Here is a 23,000-nt window from a genome sequence, read left to right on the forward strand (position 1 = left end):
GCGTGAAAACGGATGTCCAGCCTAAGGGATCAGTTGATTAAACCAAATGCTCTTGGTAATGCCAAACTGATGGATGGAATAAAGGTGATTAGTAATAAGGTAACAATCAACACCGCGCAGAACGGTAATATTGATTTAATCACACTTTCTATTTTAGCCCCACTAACACTACAGCCTACAAAGAGTGCGGTGCCTACTGGAGGGGTGGCGATACCAATGCAAAGGTTAAATATTATCATCATCGCAAAATGAATCGGGTGCATGCCAAGTTGTGTTGCAATAGGCATAAAGATAGGCGTAAAGATCAAAACCGCAGGGGTGAGATCCATAAACATACCGACCACAAGTAAGATGATGTTCATAAGGATGAAAATGATAACAGGATTATCAGAGATAGAGAGCATCCATTCGCTGATCATGCTAGGCAAGCCAGTAAACGCCATTGCCCACGACATAATGGTTGATGCACCGATCAAGAACAGCATAATGCCAGTGATCTCTGCGGTTTCCACACAAATGGTTCTTAACTCTTTTATGCCTAAACTTCGATAGCAGAGTGATAGACCAAATGAATAGAGTACTGCTATACACGCTCCCTCTGTTGCGGTAAAAATGCCGCCAATGATGCCACCAATAACCACAACAACTAAGCCTAAACTTGGTATCGCACGCCAAGTAATGGTCAGTTTTTCGCGTACAGTTAGCGTAATTGCCGCACTTTTATACCCTTTCTTGCGGGCGATCATGTAAGCGACAACCATACAACTTATACCCATCAGTATTCCTGGTACATACCCAGCGATAAATAGCGCGGCAATTGAAGTGCCACCACTTACAACAGAGAAAACAATCAGTGAATTACTTGGTGGTATGAGTAAACCTGCGGGGCAGGAAGCAACATTAACCGCGGTAGAATATGACTTGTCGTAGCCTTCTTTTTCTAATTCTGGTTCTAAGGTTTTACCAACTGCGGCTGCGGCAGCAACTGCAGAGCCGGATACCGAACCAAATAACATGTTGGCAAGCACGTTGACATGGGAAAGCGCACCGGGCAGACGACCAACCAATAACTTGGCAAACTGAACCAGTCGAGTTGCGATACCGCCTCGGTTCATAATATTACCCGCCAATATGAAGAATGGGATGGCAAGCAAACTAAAACTGTCTATACCCGTTACGATCTTTTGGCCAGCCGTCATAAAAGCAACATCCATAGGTAGGATGGTGCACATGATCACCAAAGAAGACATTGCAATGGCAATTGCAATAGGCACACTAAATGCGATTAGAACTAAGAATAAACACAGCAACCAAAAGCCGATGGAGATATCCATATCACTGTTCCTCTCTTGCTGATTGAACGGGTTTATACACATCGATGGTGCTTAGGGTTAAATAGATAACCATAAGCAGCCCTGTTAGTGGTAAGACTAAATAAACGTACGCCATAGGGATCTGTAATGCTGGCGAGTACTGCATCATGGTTCTCCCCATAAGCAACACTCCGCCTTTGATCATGGCTAAACTGATGAATACAATAGAAATTAAGTTGATAAGTGCATGAAAGTGTTTACGGTATTTGTGGTTAACAGAACCAATAAAGAGCGTTATTGCTAAGTGACCGTTTTTACCAAACAGGTAGCTCGCTCCACTCAAACCAAACCAAATCATGGTGTATCGAGCTAACTCGTCGGTAAATGAACTGGGATCATTCAGCACATAGCGGCTAAATACTTGCCAAGTAACGGTAATCACAAGAGTGACAATCGCGAACCCACAAAATGTGAGAATCGATTTATCTAATATGGCTTTTAGCCGACGCAAAATTGAATGCATCTTTCCTCCACGTCAAAAGTGGTCATATCGCCCTCCGGAAAGGAGGGCAGAAATAAAGGGATTAAATGGCGAGTTACATAGCTTCGATTGAGTTGATGTACTCTTTTAAGACAGGATCTTTCTTAGCGGTTTCAATCATAGGTAGAACCTTTTCGCGGAACTTGCTTGTATCCACCTCGATGAAAGTAACGCCAGATTCTTTTGCAATCTTCATGTTCTTGTCATCTGTTGCAGCCCAGATTTTTATCTCTTCTTCCATAGATTCAAGTGCGGCTTCTTTGACGATTTTTTGTTGTTCTGCAGTTAGCTCATTCCACGCATTTTCAGAGATCATGATAAGGTCAGGTGTCATCATGTGTTGATCCATTGCGTAAAATTTAGCTACTTCAGAGTGCTTCATCTCCACAAGACTAGAAATGTTGTTTTCTGCTGCGTCAATAACCCCTTGCTGCAGTGCTGTATATACTTCAGTAAACGGTACTGGCGTAGCGCGTGCGCCAAGTAAGCGAACCATTTCCATCATAGTTGGAGATTCTGGTACACGAATTTTCAACCCAGCCAGATCTTCAGGAGTATTGATTGGTTTTGCGCTGTAAAAGCTACGGGACCCAGAATCGTAGAGTGTTAGTCCAATAAACCCCTTGCCTTCACTTGACTTGAGGAGTTTCTCAGCAGCTTCACTACGCATGAAAGTGTGCATATGGTTAGAATCACGGAATAGATAAGGGATCGAAATTGCTTTATAAGTGGGTTCGAATGATTCTGCTAATGAGCCGTTAATTTTTGCCATATGCAGAGCACCTGTTACGACTTGTTCTGCTTGGTCTCGTTCGGATCCTAACATGCCATTAGGGAAGATCTTAACGTTAATATCTCCAGCTGATTTTTCTTTTACTTTATCTGCAAAGATAACCATTCCAGCGTGTGCAGCACTGTCTAAATTCATAGCGTGGCCTAGGGTAAGGGTTTTAGCATTCACGGCAAATGTAGATAGAACAGAGGTGGCGACTAATGTTATCAGAGTTTTCTTCATGTTGTTTTTCCTTGTTTTCACTTTTGTATTATGGGGATAGTAACGAGTCCGCTTATTAGTGTGACTGTATTAGCGTATTATTGTATGACAAATAAAATCAGAGGAAATAGATCTGAATCTCATTCTGATTTTTTATGCAATATTTTTAAAAGATTAGCGCTTTACGTCACACTATTTGGGTTGATATTTTTACACAAATGCTATCCATAATGACTGATTTATAAACTGGCTATTTTTAAATATATCAATATATTCAATTGGTTAGGTTTGATTTAACTGTCGAAGAAACTTGAGGCATAGGGTCTGTTTGAGATTTTCTTGGAATGAGTAAAGCTAAATTGATTATGTTGGCCAAATTATCCCCGGAAAGGGAGAATTAAACGGAGATAACGACCGTTAAAGAGAGTATAAGTGGAGGGCTTTTTGTAGAACAACTGGATACTTGAAAGTTTTTTTCGGAGCCGTTGCCTGTCAGATGTGTTACCCCAATATCACTTCAATGCCTTGTGCTTTAAGGTAAGCAATATCCTCTGCTGGTGCGGCATTATCGGTTAGTAGAATGGAAATCTCGCTAGGATCATTAATGCTAGAAGGGTAGATTTGGCCAAACTTACTTGAGTCAGTTAACACAATATTACGGCGTTTCTTGCTGATGATGGTATCCGCTATTTCAGCGCGCATCATATCTCTACTGGTAAAGCCAGTATCTTGATGATAGCCGTCTATCCCTAAAAACGCGGTACTAAAATGGATGTTGGCAATGCAAAGCTTGGTTAAAGGGCCAACTAAGCTCTCTCCTTGATGCTGGTACACGCCACCAAGCAGAATAATATTGGCAGAAGAGTTGCGAATAAGATGGGCAATGTAAGCTGACGGGGTAATAATGGTCACGTCCCCGCGCTCTGCTAGCGTTCTTGCTAACAATGCGTTCGCGCTTCCGCCTTCGATTAATACGGTTTCATTAGGTGCTACAAGGTCAGCCGCTTTGGAAGCAAGGGCCTGCTTAATATCAAATCGCACTTCAAGACGTGAATCTATGTCATCACTCTGTAGCGCGACAGCGGCGCCGTGAACGCGTTTTAAGTATCCCTGTTGTTCAAGAAAATTGAGATCCTGTCTTATGGTGACACCTGATACACCTATTGTCTCGACCAAGTCTGTGACTTGCACGCGTTTGCGTTGGTTTACAATTTGCAGAATTTCATTTTGTCTTGAGTTCACAACATTACTCCAGGTAAAAGATGAGACTATTGTAACGCCTCTTTCTTTCATATGAAAAGGACTTGAAACATAAAACAAACTTTATATAACAAGTCCTCTGCACTTACAGGTTAAATTTCATGCTCTGTTCGAGCAATAATATCGTCCTGAGCATCGGGAGAGAGGGCAGTGAAGAAAGCAGAGTAGCCTGCCACACGAACCACTAAATCACGGTATTGCTCAGGATTTTTCTTTGCCGCGAGCAGAGTATCCCGAGAAATAATGTTGTATTGAACATGCCACCCTTTATGGTGATTAAAGAAAGTTCGAATAAGCATCGAAAGCTTAAGTTTATCTTCCTCAGACTCGACTGCCGCAGGGTTCAATTTTTGGTTTAGTAACACTCCACCAAGGATTTTGTTGGCCGGAATTTTACCAACCGAGTTATAGACAGCCGTGGGACCTAAGCGATCAGAGCCTGATGCTGGGCTCGCACCTTCAGCAAGTGGCGTGTTGGCTTTACGACCGTCCGGAGTCGCCATGGTAGACGAGCCAAAAGGCACATTAGCAGAGATGGAGGAGGTTCCCGCATAGTAGCCTCCGCCTATTGGGCCACGACCATGACGAGTATTTACAAAATTCTCTACCTCATCAATATAGATTTGGTAGGCTTCTGCAAGTAGAGAGTCAACCGCGTCATTGTCGTTACCGTACTTAGGGGCAAAGTTTAAAATTCGCTGACGAAGTTGCTCCTGTTGAGATGACTGGAAGTTTTCAGCTAGTGCGTTTGCAAGTTCAGGCTGGGTTATCTGCGCGTCGTCGAAGACCATATGTTTGATTGCGGCGAGGCTATTACCGAGGTTGGCAATGCCGACCTGAAGGCCAGAGACCCAGTCATATTTTGCGCCGCCTTCTTTGACGGTTTTACCGCGCTCTAGGCAGTTGTCTACTAGCGATGAGCAGAAAATATCGTGCGCTTGCTGTTCAAGAACTGTGTCGACTACGGTATCTATCTCTATGGACTTACGAGTGTAGTAACGCACTTGATCCGCCCAAGACGCCATAACTTCATCAAAGTTATTGAAGTTGCCGTCTGCCAGTGACTTATCATGCGCTAAGAATGTTTTACCAGAGGTGGCGTCTTCGCCTTTATTAAGGGCAGCCAACAAAATACGAGCAAAGTTAATAAAGCTCATGCCGGTACAGCGATACCCCCACTTGCCGGGTACGGCAGTCTCAATGCATCCAATAGAGGCATAGTTGTATGCATCTTGCCGTTCGACTCCTAAGTTAATGAACTCTGGAATCACAATCTCATCGTTATTGAATGCTGGCATACCAAAGCCACATTTAATGACGTCGATACAGGCCATCAAAAACTGTTGATTCAAGTTTTGGTGATATCGAACACTTAGATTAGGCTGGGTAGAACGTAATTGACCACAGGATTCTAAAATCACCCATGAGAGGGGATTAACCGCATCTTCTGCTTCTCCCTTGTTATTGAGTTTTTGACCGCCAATGCAGACATTTTGATAAAGAGGCGAGCCTGCAGACGCCTTAGAGTGCGCACCTGAGCGGATTTTGTTTACCTCTAGCAGTTTTAACCAACAGCTTTGCAGAAGCTCTATCGCAAAACCTTTGTTTATTTCTCCGCGGCTAATGTCACTGAGATAGTAGTCATTTAAATACTGATCCATTCTTCCGAATGAAAGCGAGTGACCATTAGATTCAAGCTGCAGTATTAGCTGTACGAAATAGCACAGCTGTAGCGCTTGCCAAAAGTTATCAGGTGCGTGATAGGCGACATGGCGGCAGTTATTCGCGATGGTTTCAAGTTCTTCTTTGCGTTTTGCTCGTGTCTCTTTTAACGCCATTTCTGCAGCTAAGGTTGCGTAGCTGGCGATATGTTGCTGGATGGCGGATAGAACGATTTCAGTGGCTTTATAGAACTGCTCTTTCTTTAAGCCATCGAACGTTGCGGTGTCATTGTTGCTGCGGTATTGACGTACTTCGTTGATGAGTCCGTTCATGCCAAGGGATAAGATCTTTTCGTTATCTACCGCTAGGTGTGCATCTCCTGAGGTCATATTGCCTTCAGCTTTGATGATGGTGGTGGCAAGAATCGCTTGCTGTTCTTCGCTAAATAGCCCGTAACAGCGATCTTGAACCGTTTTACCTCGCCAATAAGGTGTTAGGGCGTGTATTGTTTCTTTATCTTGGTTACTCACCGCAAAACCGGCTCCCGGCCTGTCAGCAAGTTCATCAATTTCGCTTTCAATCCAACGCACTGTGTATTCAGGGAAAATTGGTGCAGCACGCAGTTTGCTGGCTTGGTTTCCAACTATCAGTTCATCGTTCTTAATCCAAATCGTCCGTGTTTCAAGGTGCTCTTTTAAAGCTAACGCTCTTTGGATGATGATCGGCTTATCTTCATTCGCTTTATAAGCATTGGTATAAGCCTGTGCTCGCTCGGTACAGATAGGAGGGGTAACGATATTAACCAATTCTGATTTGTGAGATTTGATGCGCTCAGGTAGAAAATGTAACTCCATAATTAACCTCTTACAGTTACGTTAAGTTGAGTGTTCTCTCTTGCGTATAGCTGTGCTCTTTCTAGTAACTCAGGATTGTTGAGTGGTTTGTCAGAACAAAGATAAGGCATATCGAGGAGACGATATTTGTTGATCCCTAGTGTGTGGTAGGGAAGTAAGTGAAGTTCGTTGCAGCTTTCAAGTGAAGCGGCAAAGTTAATGATCTCTTTCAGTTCGTCATCGGTGTCATTGAACTCAGCAACGACAGGAACGCGAATAACGATGCGTTTAGCGATGGAATCTAACTGTTTTAAGTTGCTTTTAATGCGTTTGGCTGAGCCTTTTGCCCAGCTGAAAAATTTTTCATCATCGGTATGTTTTAAGTCCGCAAGCCAGCTGTCTATATGAGGTGCGGTTTGTTGTATGTTTTTCCATGGCACGTGCAGGCAGGTTTCAATGGCGGTCGAGACACCATGTTGTTTAAGTTTTTCTGCTAATACGGAGACCAAACTTGCTTGCATTAAAGGTTCGCCACCAGAAAAAGTGACACCGCCGCCGCTTTGATCGTAGAAAGGTTTGTCTTTCATTAAGGTATCGAACAACTCTTCAGCTTTCGACTGTTGACCAACGACAGTAAGGGCTTGAGTAGGGCAGAGATCTTGCAACGCAATGAGTTGCTCTTGATTAAGCATTTGTCGGTTAATAGTAACTTTTCCGTTTGAGCGCTCAATAGCACTGCCTTGATTGCAGCATAAAGAGCAGTCGTTAAGGCAACTGCGTTCATCAAACAAAAGAGAGTACTTTTCACTGCGACTTTCAGGATTTTGGCACCATGGGCAAGCGAGGCTACATCCCTTAAGAAATAAAATTGAACGAATACCGTCACCATCGTGAGTTGAAAATCGTTGAATGTTGAAATGCATGCCTATTACCTTTGTCTCAATGGTTAAATACTAACGATCGCCAAGTTAGCTTACCGTTCATTTCTGATTTACTTTTATTAAATGAAGTTTGAATGCTTTCAAATGAAATTTCAATTGATTTATATCAAGATCTGATTCGATTGTCAGATCTATAGTGACCGAAACAACAAATGGTCTTATTGAATATGAGAGATATTAGAAATGATTGAACTTTACTTAGACACCGCAGATGTAGAACAAACCCAGCGTTTTAATCAATGTTTACCCCTTAAGGGCATTACCACGAATCCGACTATTCTCGCTAAGTCTCGACAAGGCCTTACTGATACACTAAAAGAGATGCAGAGTGTTTTGGGAGGCACTCCGCGCTTTCATGCACAAGTAGTGAGTAACACCATTGAAGGTATGGTAGAAGAAGCTCAACAGCTCAATGAGTTGCCCTATGATATTGTGGTTAAAGTGCCTGCGACAGAGAATGGATTAGCGGCGATTAAACGCATTAAAGCACAAGGCATTCAAGTATTAGCAACTGCGATATATTCTGCCCAACAAGGATTTCTCGCAGCACTGTGTGGCGCCGACTATCTAGCGCCATACGTTAACCGAATTGATGCAATGAACGGTAATGGGGTAGAGGTTGTTGCAGATCTGCAACTTCTGCTCGACCAAAATCAGCTTCCGGCAAAAATCTTAGCGGCGAGTTTTAAAAACACGCAACAAGCAATGGAAGTGATGAAACTAGGCATTGAAGCGATTACGCTGCCTGTAGATGTCGCCGCGGCAATGTTTGCCCACCCCGCTGTTGAGCCAGCTGTCGCTCAATTTGATAAAGACTGGAAAGAAGCATTTGGTGACAAGCGTTCATTTGAAAGCTAAGAGAATAACGTAACATTGGATATTTCAAGGTATAAAGAGGCGAATAGTCGCCTCTACTGACATGTTAGCTACTTATCTTATCAACAGCGTTGATGCCTTAAATCAGCGAGTTAAGTTCACTTGCCGCTATAAATCTCTTTTGATCTTGCGCAACTAATGATAACTTGGCTTCAATACTTGAATTGTAAAGGAATGTTACTTTCATGTTCTCAAATCTACCAGTACCACTTCAGGATCCTATCCTCTCTTTATCCGTTGCGTATCGTAACGATCCCCGCTCAGAAAAAGTAGATCTTGGCATCGGCGTATATAAAAACAGCCAAGGCCAAACGCCAATTATGCAGGCGGTTAAAGAAGCACAAATCATACTATCTGAAACTCAAACCAGTAAAGCGTATGTTGGCTTGGCGGGTTGCGAGCAGTTTAATCAATCTATGGTTGATCTATTGCTGTCAGGGACATCAGCAATGGACAGAGTCTCGGCCATTCAAACCCCCGGTGCGAGTGGGGCATTACGCATGCTTGGAGATTTAATTTCCGTAGCGCAACCGGGTACGACCGTTTGGCTAAGTAATCCAAGCTATGTTAACCATAAACCTGTTATGCAGGCTGCGGGCTTAAATGTTCGTCACTATCGTTACTTTAGTGCTGAAACCAAACAAGTTGATACCGCGGCGATGTTAGAGGATATTGCACAAGCTGGCCCCAAAGACGTGGTACTACTGCACGGTTGTTGTCATAACCCGACCGGAGCAGATATTGACTTTGATTGCTGGAAGGCGATTACTAAGCTAAGCCATAAAAATGGTTTCTTACCCTTTATTGATATCGCTTATCAAGGCTTTGGTGACGGTTTGCAAGAAGACGCCAAAGGTCTTAGATATATGGCCGATAACTTGCCTGAGTGCTTAATTACCACTTCTTGTTCGAAAAACTTCGGTCTGTATCGTGAAAGAACCGGCGCGGCGATTGTGATAGGTAATGATAAATCGCAAGCGGATAATGCTAAAGGCAAACTAATGCAGCTTGCCCGAGCTACTTACACCATGCCGCCAGATCATGGTGCCGCGTTAGTAAGAACCATACTTTCAAGCGATGCATTAACTCAAACATGGAAAAATGAGTTAGAAACAATGCAGTCCAGATTGGTTAATTTGCGAGCAGCACTTTGCAACGAATTCCGCTCAGTTCACAAATCGCAACAGTTTGATTTTATAGAAAGTCACAAAGGTATGTTTACTGTGCTAGGTTTTACTGAAGCACAAATGAGTAAGTTAAGAGAAAGCTACGGTATTTATGGTGTAGGTGATGGTCGAATTAATATTGCAGGCCTGACGGAAAAAGACATCCCTTATGTAGCAGATGCAATTATTAACGTCTTATAAAAACAATAAAAATGGCTTAGGAGTATTTATGATCAGTTATAAATCGACAATATCGGTACTGTTTTGTTTTTCTTTGGTGGCGTGTTCTACAACCAGTGTTCAAACTGACTCAACTGTAGATCAAAAGCCTGCGACTGAAGTTAAAACAGAGCAACCAGTAGTAAATCCTGAACCTGACGTTGTTGTAGAAAAGCCAGTTGAAGTGGTTGAAGAGAAACCTGAACAAAAACCGCAGCCACTTCCGACTAAAACAGCAGATGGTAAGTTGATTTTAGGTGAACAAGAGTGGGTCTTTATCCCTGGGTTGGATAAAAGTTTTAAAGCCAGAGTGGACACAGGTGCAACCACATCTTCTATTAGCGCAGTAGATATTGTTCGCTTTGAACGTGATGGTAAAGACTGGGTGAAATTTAAAATTGAGCATGACAATATTTCATCGAATGAAATCAGTTTGCCAATTTTGCGTTGGGCTAAAGTAAAGCAGTCCGGATCGGAAGAGATACAGAAGCGTCCAGTGGTAACCGCCTGGATAGAAATTGGCGATCTTAAAGATAAAGCGGATTTCACTCTATCGGATAGGAATCACTTAGAATTTCCTGTTCTTTTAGGAAGAAGTTTCTTCCGTGATGTGGCGCTGGTGGATATTGGCCGTAAATTTGTACAACCGAAAAAGAAATAGTGATATCCCCGTTAAGCGTATGACTTAGCGGGGATTATTTTATCTATTGGGGCTGTTTGTATTTGATGGCGAACACTATCAATGAAACTATCGCGCCTAATGTGTCACAAAGCATGTCTTTTTGTGCATCCCATATATCTCCCTGAGAACCAAGAAAAGCGATGCCTTCATCTCCTCCGGCAATAGCCGCATACCACCATTCGATGATCTCGTACCCCGCGGCAACACTCATCATTGCAAACAGTCCAAACAGTGCAGAGAGCAACTTGTTGCTGTGACCGTTTTTATAGAGAAACTCAGCAATTGGGAAAGCGTAAAGTCCGATAGAGAAGTGGGCTACGCGGTCAAAATTGTTTCTCTCTGAGCCAATCAGTTGGTTAAACCAATCAAAGGGAACTTCTGCAAAAGTGTACTTAGATCCTATGGTGTGCAACACCAGCCAAATAAACATCATAACGTATGCAGTGCGGCTAAAACTAAATTTAGCTGACAGTAGAAGTATGCCTGCCAGTATTAAAACCGCAGGAATAATCTCAGCAAACCAAACGGCTCTGGACAAAGGGTCAACAGCGGAAAACAGTAACACTAACCCATAGAGAGCGGTTAAAAGTTTAACGGTGCCAGTTAAGGGTTTTATTGATGCTGACATAGGGATACTCTCATAAACATATTTTATACGGTATAATTATGAACACTGTACAATTAAGGACGAAAAATTGCAATCCATAAGCAAATGTTATCAATATACAAAACAATTCTGTATATAAAACAAAGCTATAGATGCAATTCTAAATAGTAGAGAGCTTTCGTTAACTTAGATAAGCGACTAGCGGAACTGCGCTTTTCTCATCCGGTTTAATGTCGCCATCACATCAATGGTTCTTGGTTTAGCTAAATCACCGTACGCTGGCATTGTCGCTTTCCAATCGCCTTGTAAAAGTGACTTAATTGCTTCTGCTGGATCGTTACACCATCCCGGTTGCTGAGCCAGTTGAAACCACAGCCAGCCAATGGCGTTAACCTGATTGGAGGATTCAAGCTGTTCCAACGCTGTTAGGTCAACAAATTCTTTGCCGAAGCGAAGAGAGGTGAGGCCTTTTGCTGAAACTCGAAACTTGCCATCAGCCAGAATCTTTTGCAATGCTGCGGCATTAAGCGAGCGAGATTGAATTGTTTGGAAAGCGTCGCGATTTTCATGCACCCTTTGGCTAGGGTGAAGCTTGATAATTTCTTGAGCTTTTTCTGATACATCAACCGCTTGATAGTCATGCATCTGGATAACAGTATCAGCCACATCTAGGTAATCACCAGAGCCACCCATAACAATGATCGTTGAGATCCCTTGCTGATCTCTTAGCTGATCAATGCGATCAACTAAAGGGGTGATTGGCTCATCGCCTTTATTAACAAGCGCTTGCATGCGCTCATCACGGATCATAAAGTTGGTGGCAGAGGTATCTTCATCAATAAGAATAGTGCTCACCCCTGATTCCACTGACTCTTGTAACCATGCAGCTTGCGATGTCGAACCAGAAGCATCTTGAGTAGAAAAAGACTCAGTACTCTTATTTTGCGGCAGATGATTAATATAGTTGGAGAGGTTTAATGCATGAACACAACGGCCATCTTCTGCTCGTATTTTCATTGCATCGTGATTGGTGACGATGCCTTCTCGGCCATCTCCCGGAATATGGTTGTATATGGAGCGTTCAATCGCGTTCAGTAGCGTTGATTTACCGTGAAAGCCACCACCAACGATAACCGTGATGCCTTTGGCAATGCCCATTCCTTTGACCTTGCCATTATTGGGTGTCTCTAACTCTACCTCTAATTCTTTAGGGGATTGAAACGCGACAGCGTCTTTCATTGGAAGGTCACAGTTACCGGCGGATCTTGGTAGTATGCTGCCATTGCTCACAAATGCCGTTAGGTTCTGTTGGTTTAGTTGCTCGCGTAGTGCGTGTTGATTTTCGATAGTTTCGCAGTGGCTAATCAACGCCTCTTTATCTAGCTCGCGTTCAATGGTTGATTTTCGGATCATTTTAGGCAAGTGAAAGGTAAGAATATTCAGCGCTTTCTTAGCCAAAATATTACGCCCTTCGGCAGGCAGATTGACACGAAACCTTAACTCAATGCCGTGTTCGGTAAACAGTACGGCGCTGTTATCTAAAACCGTTTGACCGGTTGTAGCTATGGTCAGGTTATTGTCTTGTTTGGCGAAATCAGAAAATGTACGAGCAATAAAGTCGCGAGCGGCAATCTGGTAAGTTTCAGAACGTTGTTGTAGCCAATCTAAGCCTGTTAAAGACCAAGCACGAGTGGCGCGTAAGCGTGATGCACTCGCGTAGGGGTCACCTTGAACATGGTCTATGTACAGTTGGTAGTCTTCAAAATCATATTGACCTTTAATGGTTTGATAAGCGCGGTAGTTTTGCTTTTCGAGTTTCTTTAGTTTTGAGACTAGGTGATCCATAAATAATCGTACTTCTCTTTGGTAACATTGGCGGGTCCAATGTTATTCGATATTAAGGCGGCGATTATAAAAAACCTTGTTCAATATAGCAAAATTACTTCTAAGGCTAAGCACTATTGGCTTTAGCCTCCTTGAATGCAGTTTTCAAACTCTTTACCTGTCATTGGTTTACCGTATAAGTACCCCTGCGCGTAATCACACCCTTCATTAATGACAAAACGCTCTTGGTCGAGATCTTCTATGCCTTCAATCGTGACGTTAAGGTCGAGCCGTTTGGCGATTTGAACGATGGAGTGAACGATTTCTTTGTCATCTTGATTGTTATTGATGTTTTGGATAAAGCTTTTATCAATTTTAATGCAGTTAAACGGATAAGATTTTAAGTAACTGAAAGAAGCATATCCTGTACCAAAATCATCCAGAGACAAGGTAACGCCAAGTTGATGCAGTTTGGTTAAGGTTTGTTTGGCAAGATGTTCATTGGAAATTAAACAGCTTTCTGTGATCTCTATTTCTAGGCAACTTGGTGGAAAGTGGTAGCTCTGCAAAAGGTGCTGAAGATGATCGAAAAAGTGTTGGTTCTTCAATTGTATCGACGATACGTTGACGGCAATTTTGAAGTTCTTAAGCTGAGATGCCCATTGCGATGCGTGTTCAATTGCGGAGCGAAGCACAAAATTACCCACTTCAAAAATTAAGCCGTTTTGCTCTGCCATTTGAATGAGGTTCTCGTTGGATACATTGCCAAGAATAGGGTGGTTCCAGCGAATCAAGGCTTCGGCACCAATCCAGTTGCCTGATTTTAGTTCAACTTTTGGTTGAAAATAGAGAGTGAGATCGTCGTTACGAACGGCTTGAAGCAAGTAGCTTTCTATTTCGTTTTTGTGTTGCTGTTGTTGGTTGTCTTCATGAGAGTAATAGCTGTAGCATTGTCCTGTCTCTTTACAAGAGAAAGCCGCTTCATTTGCATAAAATAACAGCTGGTTAGCATCGTCGCTATTGTGACTGGTTGCTACCCCTACAAAAGCGTGCAGATGGATCTTCTCTTCACCAATGACGAATTCTGTGTGTGTTGTGTCCATAATGTGATGACTGAGCTCATCGATAAACGTATTTAACTCGGTTGTTTGAACCGCGATAACCATATTGGCTATGCTGGTTCTCGCTGTCATTGACACAATACTATCAATGTCACCTATTCGCTGACGAAACTCTTTGAGTAAGTGGCTAAGAGACTGTTCGCCAAATCGTTCCTGAATCTTCTTACCATTAGTAAAAATGATATGGAACACAATAAGATGGGTTGAGGATACCTTGGTGTCTACTAATAGCTGTTCTGTGCCTTTGGTAAGAGAAAGGTGATTTAAGAAACCAGTGGAAAGATCATGGTTGGTTTGATAGTTGAGCCGCTGTTCAATGGCTTTGCGTTTTTCGATCTCAGACGTCAATGAGTAATTAAGCGTTGCCAAATCCGTTGTGCGTTTGTTGATTCTCTGTTTGAGCTGATCGTTCAGTCTGGTCCATTTATTGTTTTGAAAGATGGTTGTTAGATAGCTCTCTATGGAGTTCTTAAAACAATGTAAGCTTTCGACGGTTAATGGATCAAAAGTGTTAGCCCCATTGGCTGTATTTTTGTCACCGTTGGTGCGGAGTAGACTGAGTACACCAAATAATGAACCATCAGGCCAATAAACAGGTTCTCCTAAATAGGCACTAATGCCATTAGAAGGCGAAAGAGCAGGGCTAGTAAAGGTGACTCGCTCTTTTTTGCGACACGCTGTATTGCAAAAGTCGGTGGCGTTGGCCATGCCGACCCTATATTGATCTGGGTGGTTGGCGCTAATGCAGATAAGTCTATTTTCCGTATCCTTGATATAACGGACAATAAGCGCACAGTCGGCCTGAGCAATTCCAACTAAGGTGTTAACAAAGCGCTGCCAGTGGTCGACAGCCTCGTTTGGTATTTCTATTAATGTGGTATTCACAATCGTCATAAAGCACCTATCCATGTGCATATGGGAATGGCAGCAGATAATGACATAACGTTATACTGCTATTAACATTAGTATATGCTTAAATTTCGTAATGTCAGTGTATAGAAGGGAGTTGTAGCCAAGATTGGGAGTTGGTTGGCCTTATCTGCAAATAATCTCCTCTGCTATTGATACCATTGTAATTTACTGCTAATAGAGTCTAATTGCACATCACTACTTAATTGGTTGAAGAATATTATTGTCTTAATCTATAGTGTTATCTTTGCTTATCTCTTTGATATGCTGATTTTGTGGTTATAACTATCGTCATAAATACTACTAATATAACATTATGCTAATTGGTGATGTGGTAAGGTGCTGCCTTATCATCGAATCAACTATTTATTTTCAGCAATGTAATCTCAGCAATAAATAGTAACAATATAAAGGACATGTAATGAGTGCAGTCATCGACACATTAAATCAATCCTATGCCTATTCCGTATGGAAGCATTTTCACGCCATAAGCCAAGTCCCTCGTGGATCTGGCAATGAAGCGGGTATTCGTCAATTGTTGATTGATTTTGCCAATGACAATAGCCTTGAATGGAAAACCGATACCATTGGCAACATTGTGATATACAAAGCTGCGTCTCAAGGTCGCGAAGAGAGCCCAGTGACTATACTGCAAAGCCATGTTGATATGGTCAATGAGAAAAACGATTTGAGTCAGCACGACTTTACTAAAGATGCGATCAGTTTTGTTCGAGATGGTGATTGGATAAGAGCGGATGGCACCACCTTAGGGGCTGATGATGGCATTGGTGTCGCGGCAACACTTGCCATACTTGAAGATAATTCGTTGAGTCATGGGGCGTTAGAGGCTTTATTTACCGTAGAAGAAGAGACAACTATGGCTGGCGCTATGGAAGTCGATGCGACTTTATTAAAAGGCAGACGCCTGATCAATATTGATTCGGAAGATAGTGAAACCTTAACGGTAGGGTGCGCTGGAGGGATTAACCTAGATATTGAGCACGAGTATAAAACGGATGTTGTACCGGACGGACACCAGATACAAAAAATTACTATCTCCGGACTAAAAGGCGGGCATTCAGGCTGTGATATTCATCTGCAAAGAGGCAATGCAATATTACTAATGGCACGCGTTATTCGATTGCTGCAGCAATTTAAGCTACGCCTTATCAGTTTAAACGGCGGGACGGTGGATAATGCCATTCCACGTAGCGCAGAAGCAGTATTTGCTATTGCTAGTGATCAGTTACAACCTTTTAGCAATCAGTTTTTATCTGTGGTTAGTGACATTCAAAGTGAGTTTAGAAGTGTAGAACCCGATGTGAAGTTTGACTTAGTAGCAACAGAGTCAACGGATCCTGTGATGGATAAGCAACAACAAGAACAGATCATTAAAGCCTTGCACGGATGTATTAATGGCGTTCATCGTAATAGTGATGATTTTGAATCTGTCGTTGAAACATCCAGTAACTTGGGTGTTTACCGACTAGAGAAAGGCAAAATGACAGCGGATTGTTTTATCCGTAGTTTGGTTGACTCTGCAACCGTTAATGCTGGTGAAAGGATTGCTGGGCACTTTGAGTTGTCTGGTGCAAAAGTAACTCGAAGAGGTCTGTTTCCGGGCTGGAAACCTGAGCCTAAGTCAAAACTGCTTGATTCTATGATTGAGAAGTATCGTGCCATAAACGGTAAAGCTCCAAAAGTTGAAGTGATTCATGCGGCATTGGAATGCGGGATTATTGGTTCGGCATTAGGTGGAGCGGATATGGTATCCATTGGTCCGATTATCGAACACCCACACTCTCCAGATGAAAAAGTTCACGTTAGTAGTGTGGACAGTTTTTATCGTTTATTGGTGGCTAGCTTAGCATCGGATTAATAGTAAAACATAATAAAAAGCACCACTTAGAAAAACTAAGTGGCGCTTTTTTATGTAAGTGAAAAACTAAGGCTGAAGTTTCTTTAACGTCTCGATATCAACAGGTTCATCATAATTTACGCCGTCTAAACCAAAACCATTAAGCTGCAAAAACTCATTTTTATAACCTAGGTAATCACCAACTTGTTTAAAGTTGTTGCTATCCATATGGGCCATAATGGTTTTTACTTCTCGCTGAGTATTGGCATCCAATTCGTATTCGTCCATCCTCAGCAGCCGTTGACCGTCAACTGGAACGACGTCTTGGCATAACTTGTCGGCAAACAGTCGCTGCATCTGTTGAATGCAGTTTTCATGGGTTCCCTTTTTCTTCATCACTTTGTATAACGCGAGAATATATGGGGTAAAGGCGGGAATATAAACGCTGGCTTTGGTCACTAACGCTTTACATACCGTCGCGTAAGCGCCACCGCCAAACTTTGCTAGCTTTAAGTTGAGAGAGTGACTGGTTTGGTGCAAGTCAACCTTTGCTCTACCCAATGTGCCCTCGTGATATATAGGATAGGTAGCTTGTGGACCAATGTAAGAAAATGCAATAGTTTGACAGCCTTGTGCGACAGAGTCTGAGTTGATTAATGTGTCTATCCACTCTTCCCAGTCTCCACCTCCCATCACTTTTATTGTGTCATCGATCTCTTGTGCTGTAGCGGGGGTCACTTGAGTATCTTGCCAGCTATTATCTTCTAGCAAAATGGTCGCGCCGGATACTGGCTCACCAATGGTTTTAATTGCCGAACGCCATACGCCTTCACCATTTGGCTTTGGTCTTATACCTGTTGCTAAGCTATAAATGATAAGGTCGACTTCACCTTCAAAGTAGGTCTCGATCGCTTCAACAACACTTTCTCTAACTTGTTTTGAAAACGCGTCGCCAACAATGTTAATTGCGGTTCTTCCGGCGGCTTCAGCTTTCTCTTTAAAGTAAATATTGTTGTACCAACCCGCGCTTCCTACACCTTTATCGGATGGGCCGCGTTCAAAAGAGACACCGATGGTATCTGCTTCGCTTCCACCAAACGTCGCGGCGATACGAGCAGCAAGGCCGAAACCGGATGATGCGCCAAGTATGAGTATTCGTTTAGGACCATTAGTAATAGGTTTGGCTGATTTTACGTAATCAATTTGGCTTTGAACGGCAGCTTTACATCCCTGTGGATGCGCGCTTTTGGCTATAACGCCCTGAATTATCGGCTCTATAATCATTACGTTAATGATCCTTCTATTACAATAAGTTAGCTCAATATATAAGTAATAGTGAGCTAACTCTTTGCGCTAGGGCATTTTTTTACGACTAAACCGTTATTTCTCTGTCAATCCAAATAAAGAGACAAATTGTCTGCAACATAGGAAGCAATCCAAGGTTGAGCGACTTCTTCAGGATGGAGCCCGTCTTGTTTCATCCATTCGTCTTTAAGTATTATCTGTTCTAAAAAGAAAGGAAGTAGTGGCAGTTGATATTCATTAGCCAGTTTAGGGTAGATGTTACTAAAAGCTTGGCTGTAACGTTTACCGTAATTTGGTGGCACCTGAATCTGCATTAACGCAACTTTTGCCTCGGCTTGTTGACTAATAGTTATGATCTGTTGCAGGTTTTTGTTGATAAGGTTGGGGTGAAAACCTCTTAAGCCATCATTGGCTCCAAGTTCAATCAGTACCCATGTAGGTTCATGTTGTTTAAGTAGATCGGGTAATCTATCTAGTCCATTTCCAGTGGTATCCCCAGAAATACTGGCGTTAATGACTGTGTAGTCGAAACCTTTTTGCTCAAGATCTTTCGCTAACAAATTTGGCCAAGCACTCGTTGCTGGCATTTGGTAGCCGGCACTTAAACTATCACCTAACACCAATAATGTGTTACTACTTGCAGTATAAGAAAATAAAATGATTATAAAGGAAATAAATCGAGTCATGCCTAGTCCTATTATCAAAGCGAGTTCATTAGCAAAAGTAGTCTCTACTAATCAAGAGCATTTAACAATCCTTGATGATGTAAATTTAGAAATTAACCAAGGTGAGACGGTGGCGATTGTCGGCTCATCAGGTGCAGGCAAGTCTACATTAATGACACTGTTAGCCGGGTTGGACACTCCGACATCAGGCGAAGTACATCTGCTTGGTAAATCAATTTCGTCACTCAACGACGAGCAGAGAGCGGCCATTAGAAGTGATTCGGTTGGTTTTGTATTCCAAAGTTTTTTATTGATTCCCAGCTTAACCGCGATAGAGAACGTCACTCTACCTTGCCTGTTAAAGGGCGATAAAGAAGATGTTGAGAGAGCGAAAGAGCTGCTGGAATCAGTTGGGCTTTCTCACCGTATAGATCATTTACCTTCGCAATTATCAGGTGGGGAACAACAGAGGGTCGCACTTGCTCGGGCCTTTATGATCAAACCTAAGATACTATTTGCTGATGAGCCAACGGGTAATCTTGATCAGCAAACCGCGTCGAAAATTATTGAGCTGCTGTTTGAGCTAAATAGTGTCCATGGAACGACATTAGTTTTGGTTACTCATGATACGGAGTTAGCTTCTCGCTGCCATAGAACCATACATATGCAAGCTGGTCATTTGGAGGTTAAATAATGGATGCGATAAATGCGTCTGGTTCAACCGTTAACCAGCGACTGTTTAAGTGGAGTATTGAAGAGATTAGACACGGGCAGCTTTGGCCTATCTCTATTGCTTTAACCCTGATTATTGCCTGTGTATTTGCCTTAACGGCGCTTGCAGAAAGAATGGAGCAGGTAGTGCTAAAGCAGGGTAAAGACGCGCTGACTGCCGATTTGGTTTATGTCTCTTCTAATCCTGTTCCTCCTGTGCTGCTCGATACTGTCTCTTCGGAGAACTCATTAGAACAATCCACAATGACTCGTTTCGCTACGATGGCCTTCAGTGATCAGCAAATGCAGTTAGTGACCGTAAAAGCGGTACAAAGTAGCTTTCCATTACGAGGTGAATTGCTGTTAGAGAGTACCGATTCAACCAGTCGTAGTATAAAGCCCGGTGAATTGTGGTTGGACGAAAGGGTTTTTGCACTTTTGGATATAACTAACGGTGACGTTGTCACTATAGGCGATGCGGATTTCGTTGTTTCTGGCAAAATAGCGCAAGAACCGGGCATCAGTTTTAATCCGTTTCAGCAAATGCCAACGGTGATGATTCACAACTCTGATATCGAGAAAACCGGTGCGTTAAGGTTAGGAAGTCGAGTTAGATTTAGCCTGTTTTTAACTGGCGAGCAGGAAGCTCTGCAGAAAGTAAAAGAGAGTGTGGAGTTAACACCTAGCGATAGGTGGCGTGATCAAGATAGCGGGTCTCGCAGCAATGATATGTTCCAAAGAACAACACAATATCTGTCACTTACTGTGGCTATAGTGATCATTATGGCTGCAACTACCTTAGTTTTAACCTGCCAAAATTATGTTACCGGCAGACGTAAAACAGTCGCTATGTTGAAAAGCCTAGGTGCCAGTAAATCTTGGTTGATCAGATGGCTATCCATTCAGATTATCTTGCTGTTTGTTATCGGTGTCTCTTTTGGTTTGCTCTTTGGTGTATCACTAGAAGTGCTACTGCGCATCCCATTAACCGACTTATTACCGGATCCTCTACCGGGATATGGAATTACACCTGCGATTACCGCTATTGCCAGTTGTTTATTGATTGGTGTTCCAGCTCTGGGCATTCCTTTGCTGAGTTTAATAAATACCTCTGCGGTTAATGTTATGCAGCCGCAACAGCAGAAAAAGAAGTGGACATCATTTCTTCTTATTCTGGTTCCTCTGGTTCCGATGTTGATCGCCTATCGGGAAAATACCTTAGTCTGGATTGTTCTTGGTGGAATCATTGGCTTATTTTTGCTTCTTGGGCTGGTGAGTATTTTAATTATACGTTTGATTAATTACTTGCCGCTGAACACATCAATGAAGCTAGCGGTGAGCCGAATTAGACGATCATCGCTTGCCAGTATTTTTCAGTTTGGTTCGCTAGCGATATCTTTGATGTTATTAGCGGTGATATGGCTCGTCCGTTCTGATTTACTTCAAGATTGGCAACAGACCATTCCTGAAGATGCACCCAATGTATTTGCAATTAATATTGCGCCTTATCAGCAGGAGCAGTATCTACAAGTTATCGATAATAAAAACCTTGAACGGTCGGAAGCGTATCCCATTATTCGTGGACGACTTGCGAAAATTAATGGTCAAGACGCTAAATCGCAACCAGATATCGACAAAGAGAGCGATTCGTTAAGTCGCGAGCTTAACTTTACTTGGTCAAATTCGATTCCGGACAGAAATCCGATTATCTCGGGAAGTTGGAGCGAAACCAATGGGGTATCTGTTGAATCTGAAGTTGCTCAAGAGCTAAATATTAAGGTTGGTGATACGCTTGGATTTGTCGTTAACAGCCAAGAGTTTAGCGCCGAAGTTAATAGCATTAGAGAAGTAGAATGGAGAGAGATGAAACCAAACTTCTACTTCATTTTTACACCGGACGTGTTAGAGAAACTACCTGCCAACTGGATGGTTAGTTTTCGTGTAGACGATAATCAAAGTGATTTTCTTAATCAGCTATCAAGAGATTTTCCTACCGTGAGCTTGATGGATATTCGAGCCATGGGGGATAAGATTCGGGGTTTACTTACTCAAATAATTTGGTCAATTACAGTGCTCGCTGGGTTAGGCGTTGTCGCGGGCGTGTTGCTAATATTTACGCTACTTCGTTTAAGCTTATCGCAAAGACAAGATGAGATTCGTTTATATCGAACTCTCGGAGCGTCGCGTAAACGTATTACTGCGACTATTTGGAGTGAGTATGGCTTAATGGCGGCAACGGCGGGTTTAGTGGCAAGTATGGGAGCGGAACTGAGCGTCAACAGTATTATGACCATGGGCTTCGATTTACAGAGTCAGCTGCATGGTTATTTATGGATATCTCTACCCGTCATTGCATTTGTGGTGTTGGCGCTGGTGGTAAGCACCATGTTAGGACGCTTGCTTAAGCCAATAAGAGGCACTGAATAGCGCCTCTTATAATGACTGTTTAAGTTGTATAACTGTTGGTTGTACAACTTAGATAGTGGTGACCGTCTATCATTGTTGCGGAATCTCTCCCTGTAGCGAAAACTACGCCGCGAGAGGGAAGCAGTAACCTTGGATATGGACAATAACTTGTTCTAAATTAAACAAGTGAGCGTACTCGGAGTTCGTGTAGGCATTGGGTTTGGTATCTCCATTTACCACAGCACGAATAGTGCCTACATTTACGGCTACACTGTCATTGTCTTGATAATGTGTTTCTATCAATAGATCGATGACTTGTCTTACGTAAGTGGTTTGATCGAGAGGATCAAGGTAGGTAACGCCTAACTGTTCACTGTCTGTTGTTAGCTTAAAAGGTTTACCTTGAAACAGATAATCAATCTCAATTGCTACATTCATCTTACTACGTCCATGTTCTATAAGCCTGACTACAATTATTAGCTCATGAAGCCAGTTTGTGGTGTTAGCTAGATCATACTTTAAGCAATATAATGAAAAGTTAATATAAGTGAGCAACAAACCTCCCTGAAACTATATTCTGCTAATTCAATAACAAACACAATTATCAATAACTGTTAAGGATTCTAGTGGTATAAACGACATATATACCTTTATTTATGTGGGGTTATACGTTGAGTGAGTAAGAACAACTAACGGGAAAACCGTTTTTACTTTTTGAGGTTATACAGTGAGGAGTGCGAGTTATCCACAATTTCGGTGGATAAAGTTTGGGATAACTTTCTTGCTATATTTACGTGCTATTCTGTACACCGCGCTACTCTTCTTCTGCGGGATTTTGGTTATACACAAAAGCCATTTTTCAAACTTATGAGTAAAATGAGTCAAGTATTTTTATGCAATATTTCTATGTTTTTTTTATACAAATATCAGAACATAATGCCAGCGATTAAACTCAACAAAATGACGACGCGGAAGTGTAACTATCTATGGCAAAGACAATTAATTCTGTTGCTGCTATGTAGTTGTAAAAAAAGCTAACGTTTCTAAGTTAGCTTTTTTAAAACATACGAGCACAAGGTGACGCATAAATCATCACCCGCAAGATCT

Annotated in this window: 18 protein-coding genes; 6 read left to right on the plus strand and 12 right to left on the minus strand. The window is 42.3% G+C overall.

Features of this window, described 5'->3' with window-relative positions; genetic code table 11:
- Positions 1–29: 29 nt before the first annotated feature.
- The 6 genes from F0227_RS12725 to F0227_RS12750 form a co-directional block, all read right to left on the minus strand.
- Positions 30–1,334, minus strand: coding sequence for a TRAP transporter large permease (locus F0227_RS12725; protein WP_171753586.1), 1,305 nt, complete (start codon positions 1,332–1,334; stop codon positions 30–32).
- Between the two features lies 1 nt (position 1,335).
- Positions 1,336–1,827 (minus strand): TRAP transporter small permease subunit, encoded by a 492-nt coding sequence (locus F0227_RS12730; protein ID WP_171753632.1) that lies wholly within the window; start codon positions 1,825–1,827, stop codon positions 1,336–1,338.
- Between the two features lie 82 nt (positions 1,828–1,909).
- Positions 1,910–2,869 (minus strand): TRAP transporter substrate-binding protein, encoded by a 960-nt coding sequence (locus F0227_RS12735; RefSeq protein ID WP_171753587.1) that lies wholly within the window; start codon positions 2,867–2,869, stop codon positions 1,910–1,912.
- A gap of 480 nt (positions 2,870–3,349) precedes the next feature.
- Positions 3,350–4,090 (minus strand): DNA-binding transcriptional regulator YciT, encoded by a 741-nt coding sequence (locus F0227_RS12740; protein ID WP_171753588.1) that lies wholly within the window; start codon positions 4,088–4,090, stop codon positions 3,350–3,352.
- 110 nt (positions 4,091–4,200) lie between these two features.
- Positions 4,201–6,624 carry a formate C-acetyltransferase/glycerol dehydratase family glycyl radical enzyme gene (locus F0227_RS12745; RefSeq protein ID WP_171753589.1) on the minus strand — a complete coding sequence of 808 codons (2,424 nt, stop codon included), beginning with the start codon at positions 6,622–6,624 and terminating at the stop codon, positions 4,201–4,203.
- A 2-nt stretch (positions 6,625–6,626) separates the two neighbouring features.
- Entirely contained in the window at positions 6,627–7,526 is a 900-nt protein-coding gene (locus tag F0227_RS12750; protein WP_171753590.1) for a glycyl-radical enzyme activating protein, read from the minus strand.
- Positions 7,527–7,727: 201 nt separating this feature from the next.
- Here F0227_RS12750 and F0227_RS12755 point away from each other — a divergent pair, with 201 nt between their 5' ends.
- The 3 genes from F0227_RS12755 (at position 7,728) to F0227_RS12765 (ending at position 10,466) form a co-directional block, all read left to right on the plus strand.
- Positions 7,728–8,402 carry a fructose-6-phosphate aldolase gene (locus F0227_RS12755; protein ID WP_171753591.1) on the plus strand — a complete coding sequence of 225 codons (675 nt, stop codon included), beginning with the start codon at positions 7,728–7,730 and terminating at the stop codon, positions 8,400–8,402.
- Between the two features lie 203 nt (positions 8,403–8,605).
- On the plus strand, positions 8,606–9,787 hold the full coding sequence (locus tag F0227_RS12760) for an amino acid aminotransferase (RefSeq protein WP_171753592.1): 1,182 nt from the start codon (positions 8,606–8,608) through the stop codon (positions 9,785–9,787).
- A 28-nt stretch (positions 9,788–9,815) separates the two neighbouring features.
- The gene (locus tag F0227_RS12765) at positions 9,816–10,466 is read left to right on the plus strand and encodes an ATP-dependent zinc protease (protein WP_171753593.1); all 651 of its coding nucleotides are present in this window, start codon (positions 9,816–9,818) and stop codon (positions 10,464–10,466) included.
- A gap of 43 nt (positions 10,467–10,509) precedes the next feature.
- Here the strand turns inward: F0227_RS12765 and F0227_RS12770 are convergent, their stop codons facing one another.
- The 3 genes from F0227_RS12770 to F0227_RS12780 all read right to left on the minus strand — a co-directional run bounded on the left by F0227_RS12770 (position 10,510) and on the right by F0227_RS12780 (position 14,933).
- A complete protein-coding gene (locus tag F0227_RS12770; protein ID WP_171753594.1) occupies positions 10,510–11,115 on the minus strand; it encodes a DUF2238 domain-containing protein in 606 nt (201 codons plus the stop codon).
- 177 nt (positions 11,116–11,292) lie between these two features.
- Positions 11,293–12,939, minus strand: a complete 1,647-nt coding sequence (locus F0227_RS12775; protein ID WP_171753595.1) for an ABC-ATPase domain-containing protein — start codon at positions 12,937–12,939, stop codon at positions 11,293–11,295.
- A gap of 122 nt (positions 12,940–13,061) precedes the next feature.
- Entirely contained in the window at positions 13,062–14,933 is a 1,872-nt protein-coding gene (locus tag F0227_RS12780; RefSeq protein ID WP_171753596.1) for a bifunctional diguanylate cyclase/phosphodiesterase, read from the minus strand.
- Positions 14,934–15,369: 436 nt separating this feature from the next.
- Here F0227_RS12780 and F0227_RS12785 point away from each other — a divergent pair, with 436 nt between their 5' ends.
- Positions 15,370–16,827, plus strand: a complete 1,458-nt coding sequence (locus F0227_RS12785; RefSeq protein WP_171753597.1) for an aminoacyl-histidine dipeptidase — start codon at positions 15,370–15,372, stop codon at positions 16,825–16,827.
- Positions 16,828–16,893: 66 nt separating this feature from the next.
- Here the strand turns inward: F0227_RS12785 and fabV are convergent, their stop codons facing one another.
- A complete protein-coding gene (gene fabV / locus F0227_RS12790) occupies positions 16,894–18,090 on the minus strand; it encodes an enoyl-ACP reductase FabV (RefSeq protein WP_171753598.1) in 1,197 nt (398 codons plus the stop codon).
- Positions 18,091–18,197: 107 nt separating this feature from the next.
- On the minus strand, positions 18,198–18,797 hold the full coding sequence (tesA, locus tag F0227_RS12795; RefSeq protein ID WP_171753599.1) for a multifunctional acyl-CoA thioesterase I/protease I/lysophospholipase L1: 600 nt from the start codon (positions 18,795–18,797) through the stop codon (positions 18,198–18,200).
- Here tesA and F0227_RS12800 point away from each other — a divergent pair.
- Complete coding sequence (locus F0227_RS12800) at positions 18,796–19,470, plus strand: ABC transporter ATP-binding protein (protein WP_171753600.1); 675 nt, start codon at positions 18,796–18,798, stop codon at positions 19,468–19,470. The genes tesA and F0227_RS12800 overlap by 2 nt on opposite strands.
- A gap of 8 nt (positions 19,471–19,478) precedes the next feature.
- A complete protein-coding gene (locus F0227_RS12805) occupies positions 19,479–21,914 on the plus strand; it encodes an FtsX-like permease family protein (protein WP_171753633.1) in 2,436 nt (811 codons plus the stop codon).
- Positions 21,915–22,016: 102 nt separating this feature from the next.
- Here the strand turns inward: F0227_RS12805 and F0227_RS12810 are convergent, their stop codons facing one another.
- Positions 22,017–22,331 carry a hypothetical protein gene (locus F0227_RS12810; protein WP_171753601.1) on the minus strand — a complete coding sequence of 105 codons (315 nt, stop codon included), beginning with the start codon at positions 22,329–22,331 and terminating at the stop codon, positions 22,017–22,019.
- Positions 22,332–23,000 lie beyond the last annotated feature (669 nt).

It is taken from the genome of Vibrio sp. 99-8-1 (assembly GCF_013114595.1).
Lineage (GTDB): Bacteria > Pseudomonadota > Gammaproteobacteria > Enterobacterales > Vibrionaceae > Vibrio.